The following is a 4,918-nucleotide window of genomic DNA, read 5'->3' as shown; positions in this document are numbered from 1 at the left end:
GCGGCCGAGCCCTCGAGGATGATGACGTAGGGACCGTCGAGCTCGCCCCGCAGGGCCAGCTCGTGGGCCCGCAGGTAGTTGGGCCCGGACTCCATGTTGACCACCGGGTGGTGGAGCACGACGCGCGGGATGCCGGGGTGGGCGCCCATCAGCAGCTGCTCGATGCTCGGCGCGGTGGCACCGGTGACCGACACCGTGCACCCGTCGCAGCTCATCCCCGCAAACCAGAAGGCGTGGACCTTCTCGAGCGGGCCGAAGCGGTGCTGGGCGTGCGCGACGGTGACCGGCGGGCCGAGCATGTCCTCCAGGAACGCCCGGCTGGGCATGCCGAAGTCGCCCAGCTCCTCGGGGTCGTGGAACCGGTCGATGGGACCGAGCGCCTCCAGGAGCCGCGCCGCCGGTACTTTGTCGCGTGCGCTGATCGTCATCTGTCGTCCCCTCGGGATCGAGCCGCTAGGTGCACCCTACACACAGCCATCTCCGCGGTGTCGGACGTCACCGGGCCGGGGGAACCAGCGGCACCGACGGGCGTCGGACCGACCGGTGACGGGGAGAGCACCACCGGTGTGCGGGCCAGGCGGCCGTAGTTGTAGTAGGCCGCGCACGCCCCCTCGCTCGAGACCATGCACGTCCCGATCGGTGTCTCGGGCGTGCAGGCGGTGCCGAAGACCTTGCACTCCCACGGCTTGATGACGCCTTTGAGCACCTCGCCGCACTGGCAGGCCTTGGGATCGGCCACCCGCACCCCGGGGATGTCGAACCGGTCCTCGGCGTCCCACAGCGCCAGCCCTGCCCGGAGCTTGAGGGCGCTCTGGGCGATGAACCCCAGGCCCCGCCACTCGAAGTGCGGGCGCAGCTCGAAGACCTCGGCCAACACGGCCAACGCACGAGGGTTGCCCTCGTCGCGCACCACCCGGGAGTACTGGTTCTCCACCTCGCACCGGCCGTCGGCGAGCTGGCGGAGCAGCATCACCACCGCCGAGAGGACATCGAGCGGCTCGAAGCCTGCGGTCACCAACGGCTTGCCGTAGCGCTCGGGCACGAACCGGTACGGGCGGTTCCCGACGACGGTGCTGACGTGACCGGGGCCGATGAAGCCGTCGAGGCGCAGGTCGGGCGAGTCGAGGATGGCCTTGAGGGGCGGGACGATGGTGACGTGATTGCAGAAGACGCTGAAGTTGGTGATGCCGGCATCGCGGGCTCTGAGCACGGTGATCGCCGTGGACGGCGCGGTGGTCTCGAAGCCCACGGCGAAGAACACCACCTGCCGCTCGGGGTTGTCCCGGGCGATGGCCAACGCGTCGAGAGGTGAGTAGACCATGCGCACATCGGCACCCCGGGCCTTGGCCTGGAGCAGGTTCCCGTCGCCTCCTGGGACCCGCATCATGTCGCCGAAGGTCGTGAAGATCACACCCGGGGTCTCGGCCACGGCGATGGCGTCATCGACCCGGCCCATGGGGATCACGCAGACCGGGCAGCCCGGTCCGTGGACCAGCTCGACGTTGGCGGGCAGGATCTGCTCGATGCCGTGCTTGTAGATGGTGTGGGTGTGGCCGCCGCACACCTCCATGAACTTGACTGACCGCTCGCCCGCCAGGGTGCGGATCTCGCTCAGTGCTCGTCGGGCGGCGACGGGGTCGCGGTACTCATCGACGAACCTCACCGGACCTCGCCCTCGCGGAGCTGGTCGATCTCCTCGTCGTAGAGGGAGCCCAGCTCGCGCAGGAACTCGATGGTGCGGTGGGCCTCGTCCTCGTCGATGACGGCCATGGCGAAGCCCACGTGGATCAACACCCACTCGCCGACGGAGAGTCCACCGTCGTCATCGGCCACCAGGCCGATGTTGATCTCCCGCCGCACGCCACCCACGTCGGCCACCGCCAGGTGCTCTGATGTGGTCCGCAGCTCGATGATCTTTCCGGGGATGCCGAGGCACATCAGCGCGATCCTGTGTTCGTCAGTGGAGTCGTGATCCCGGCGAGGTGGTCGGCGAGGCCGGCGATCGCCGTCACCACCGCCCCGTCCGGCGCCGCATCGAGCAGCGGGATGCCGGCCGCGTCGGCGTCGAGGACCTCTGCGCTCCACGGGACCTCGGCCACCACGGGGAGCCCGTGGTTGGCGCAGAAGGCACCGATGGCTTCGGCGTCGTCCGGTGACCGCACCTTGTTGGCGACCACCACGACCCGGGCGATCGGCAGCTCGGCGGCGAGAGCCGCCATCCGCCGAACGCTCTCGAGAGAGCGGTAGTACGGCTCGGCCACCAGCACGAGGAGATCGGCGTGGCGGGCGGTGCCGCGGCTGAGGTGTTCGGGCGAGGCCTCGAGGTCCATGAGGGTGAAGGTGTCGGAACGCTCACCGAGGTCGGCGAGCAGCGCGCTGACGACGGCATGGGCGCCACAGAGGCAGCCGGAATCGGCGTGGTCGGGCTGGCCCATGGCCACGAGGCGCACCTCGTCGGGCCCTTCGGTGGCGTGATCGGCGAGAACGGCCTCGAGGGGCGTACGGAGGCGAGGGCCGTCGGGCCGCCGGGACACGAGCTCCGTCGGCAGCGCGACGATCTCGGCCGCGACGGTCCGCTCCACCCCGAGGGCGACAGCGAGGTTGGGGTTGCTGTCGGCATCGACGGCGACGACCGGTGCGCCCCGACGGGCCAGCAACCGGGCCAGGGTAGCGACCGTCGTCGTCTTGCCCGCCCCGCCCTTGCCGGCGAACGCGGCCCTCACCGTGGCCTGCTCACGTGGGCCGGCCGGTCACGTCGTCGAACCGGTCGATGAGGGCGTCGAGCTGACGTGCGGTCCGCTGCGCCGTCTCCACCGCGACGTCGAGGGCCTCGCGACCGGCGTCGGTGAGGAGGTAGGTCCGGCGCGCCGGTCCCAGCTCCGAGGGCTCCCACCACGCGGTGACCAGCTCGTCGTGAGCCATCGCCCGGAGCGAGCGGTAGACGCCGCCGGCATCGGCGCTGTCGAGGCCCAGGAGCCGCACCTCCTGGAGGAGCTCGTAGCCGTGGGACGGCCCCTCGAGCAGCAGCAGCAGCAGACAGGTCCGCATGTAGGACCTCGGCATGCCCCACTCGAGGCTGGTGGCCGGCGGCCTCACCACTCGTCGCCGTGATCGTGATGGTGCGGGCCGTTCCGTTGGGACGCGCACGCCTCGGCCTCGTCGACCGACGCGTGGCACCAGCAGTCGTCGCTGCACTCGCCGTGACTGGGCCGGGTCAGCGCCTCGAAGGCGCTGGCGAACTCGAGCGCCCCCTCCTCGAGGCCACGGGCGGACAGGGCATACCATTCGCCGTCGCGGGTGACGTCGCCGTCGTCGACGAGGCGGTCGAGGTAGGTGACGCCGATGTGGGCCTCGACGCCGAGGAACCGCTCGATGAGCGGCGCGTCGACGAGGTCGCCGAAACCCTCGCCCCGCAGCCAGTACATGACCTGGAGGATCTCGCTGCGCCAGAACATCTGGCGCAGCGCCTCGGACTTGGGCTGGACCTCAGACATCGGGGCTTCCCCAGGCATCGGGCCCCTGCTGCGCTCCCGGCGTCACACCGGGCGTCGCACCGCGACCGTCGACGGAACCAGCACCGGCCCCGGTGACGGCCCCAGCACCAGCACCAGCACCGGCTCCGGCTCCGGCGACACCAGCACCGTCACCCGCCCGCGTCGCGAGCTCGGCGACGCCTTCGAGGGCGCCGGAGATGGTGGCGAGCTGTCCGTTGATCGTGGTGACCACCGGCCCGATCGGCGCACAATGGCTCTCGATGGCCCGGACGCCGAAACCGACCTTGGCCAGGAGGCTCGAGGTCCGCCGTAGCGATGCGCCGATCCGATTGAGGTAGAAGGCCAGCGCGCCGAGGAGCAGCACGATCTCGACGACGGTCAACAAGATCAGCAAGGTGCGCACGTCAGCTCACCTCCCGGCCCGTCGCGCCCCGGAGGAGCTCGTCGTGGCGGAGGGCCTCCTCGGTGAGGAGGCCGAGCCGCGTTGAGGTCTGGCCCAACATCCAGGTGGTGGCCGTGTTGCGGGCCACGGCCTGGCCGGTCACCCACACCGCGTCGGCTCCCCGCTCGATGCGACGCACGTGGCGGTAGAAGACCTCGAGCAAGGCGACGGCGACGAGGCAGACCACCAAACCGAGGACCAGGCTGACGGCCCAGTAGCCGTTGGTGCTCATCGGCTCGCCCCCTTGGCCGCCAGGTGCTCGCGAGCGGCGGTGGCCGCTTCGACGATGCGGGTCGCGGCCTCGTTCGTCGTCGCCACCTCCCAGAGGGCGGCGGTGTTGCCCTGGGCATCGCGCAGCGCCGCGAGGATGGCCTCGACCTTGGCCGCGGCCCGGGCCGCGCCACGGATCATCAACGCCAGCAGGACCACGACGACCACCACCACGGCGGAGCCGATGATCCAACCCAACACCCATCCGTTCACAGCCGGACCTCCTCAGGGAGACATCTGCTGACCTGACCGCCTAGGTGCACCCTACATCTAGAACGGGGTGACGTCGACCACAGGGGCAGGCCTCGAAGCCCTCAGCGGCCAGGGGTCTGGCGGACCTGGGTGAGGGCATAGTCGATCAACGTCTGGTTGAGCTCGACGCCGTGGGCGGACCGGGCATGGTCCTGGACCTTGCCCAGCAGCTCCTCGGGGCTGCCCGCATCGGTGACCGCGCTGCACGCGACGCCGACGTCTTCACAACGGAACTGGACTCCCATGACGATCGCCTCTCCTGATCGCTGGCTCAGGACACCGCAGCGTCGGGCTGCGGCTCGCCGACCGACGCCACGAGGCCCTCCAGGGCGTCGGCCACGGCAGTGAGGTTGGCGTTGACATCCGCGATCACGGGACCGATCGGCTCGGTCCGCAGGGCGATGGCCCGGACCCCGAAGGTGACCTTCCCCAAGGTGTCGACGGCGCGGCGCAGGATCAG

Annotated in this window: 10 protein-coding genes and 1 pseudogene; all 11 read right to left on the bottom strand. The window is 70.7% G+C overall.

The window, feature by feature from the left end; all coding sequences use genetic code 11:
- Nucleotides 1-428, bottom strand: a pseudogene (locus VNL12_RS16145) (hypothetical protein); the annotation flags it as partial.
- Nucleotides 425-1,663, bottom strand: a complete 1,239-nt coding sequence (gene hypD / locus VNL12_RS16140; RefSeq protein ID WP_325595968.1) for a hydrogenase formation protein HypD — start codon at nucleotides 1,661-1,663, stop codon at nucleotides 425-427. The pseudogene VNL12_RS16145 and the gene hypD, both read right to left, overlap by 4 nt.
- Nucleotides 1,660-1,938 (bottom strand): HypC/HybG/HupF family hydrogenase formation chaperone, encoded by a 279-nt coding sequence (locus tag VNL12_RS16135; RefSeq protein ID WP_325595967.1) that lies wholly within the window; start codon nucleotides 1,936-1,938, stop codon nucleotides 1,660-1,662. Before VNL12_RS16135 ends, hypD begins: the two co-directional genes overlap by 4 nt.
- On the bottom strand, nucleotides 1,938-2,723 hold the full coding sequence (locus tag VNL12_RS16130; protein ID WP_325595966.1) for an AAA family ATPase: 786 nt from the start codon (nucleotides 2,721-2,723) through the stop codon (nucleotides 1,938-1,940). The genes VNL12_RS16135 and VNL12_RS16130 overlap by 1 nt, the downstream gene beginning before the upstream one ends.
- A 10-nt stretch (nucleotides 2,724-2,733) precedes the next feature.
- Nucleotides 2,734-3,063, bottom strand: a complete 330-nt coding sequence (locus VNL12_RS16125) for a helix-turn-helix transcriptional regulator (RefSeq protein ID WP_325595965.1) — start codon at nucleotides 3,061-3,063, stop codon at nucleotides 2,734-2,736.
- A gap of 29 nt (nucleotides 3,064-3,092) precedes the next feature.
- Nucleotides 3,093-3,494: a hypothetical protein gene (locus VNL12_RS16120; protein WP_325595964.1), complete on the bottom strand. Its 402-nt coding sequence runs from the start codon at nucleotides 3,492-3,494 to the stop codon at nucleotides 3,093-3,095.
- A complete protein-coding gene (locus tag VNL12_RS16115) occupies nucleotides 3,487-3,897 on the bottom strand; it encodes a hypothetical protein (protein ID WP_325595963.1) in 411 nt (136 codons plus the stop codon). The genes VNL12_RS16120 and VNL12_RS16115 overlap by 8 nt, the downstream gene beginning before the upstream one ends.
- Before the next feature lies 1 nt (nucleotide 3,898).
- Nucleotides 3,899-4,168, bottom strand: a complete 270-nt coding sequence (locus VNL12_RS16110; protein ID WP_325595962.1) for a hypothetical protein — start codon at nucleotides 4,166-4,168, stop codon at nucleotides 3,899-3,901.
- A complete protein-coding gene (locus tag VNL12_RS16105) occupies nucleotides 4,165-4,419 on the bottom strand; it encodes a hypothetical protein (protein WP_325595961.1) in 255 nt (84 codons plus the stop codon). Before VNL12_RS16105 ends, VNL12_RS16110 begins: the two co-directional genes overlap by 4 nt.
- A gap of 101 nt (nucleotides 4,420-4,520) precedes the next feature.
- Nucleotides 4,521-4,703: a DUF1059 domain-containing protein gene (locus tag VNL12_RS16100; RefSeq protein WP_325595960.1), complete on the bottom strand. Its 183-nt coding sequence runs from the start codon at nucleotides 4,701-4,703 to the stop codon at nucleotides 4,521-4,523.
- A 26-nt stretch (nucleotides 4,704-4,729) separates the two neighbouring features.
- Nucleotides 4,730-4,918, bottom strand: a 189-nt coding sequence (locus tag VNL12_RS16095; protein ID WP_325595959.1) for a hypothetical protein, incomplete at its 5' end; no start/stop codon positions are given.

This window comes from Iamia sp. (genome assembly GCF_035575815.1).
Classification (GTDB): domain Bacteria; phylum Actinomycetota; class Acidimicrobiia; order Acidimicrobiales; family Iamiaceae; genus Iamia.
The sequence above is the reverse complement of the archived record's forward strand: the minus strand, read 5'-3'. Positions and strand labels throughout refer to the sequence as shown.

What these genes read in the sequence shown, in the direction of transcription:
- VNL12_RS16135 (WP_325595967.1), bottom strand. Translation starts at nt 1,938, where the DNA reads ATGTGCCTCGGCATCCCCGGAAAGATCATCGAGCTGCGGACCACATCA.
- VNL12_RS16125 (WP_325595965.1), bottom strand. Translation starts at nt 3,063, where the DNA reads ATGCCGAGGTCCTACATGCGGACCTGTCTGCTGCTGCTGCTGCTCGAG.
- VNL12_RS16120 (WP_325595964.1), bottom strand. Translation starts at nt 3,494, where the DNA reads ATGTCTGAGGTCCAGCCCAAGTCCGAGGCGCTGCGCCAGATGTTCTGG.
- VNL12_RS16110 (WP_325595962.1), bottom strand. Translation starts at nt 4,168, where the DNA reads ATGAGCACCAACGGCTACTGGGCCGTCAGCCTGGTCCTCGGTTTGGTG.
- VNL12_RS16100 (WP_325595960.1), bottom strand. Translation starts at nt 4,703, where the DNA reads ATGGGAGTCCAGTTCCGTTGTGAAGACGTCGGCGTCGCGTGCAGCGCG.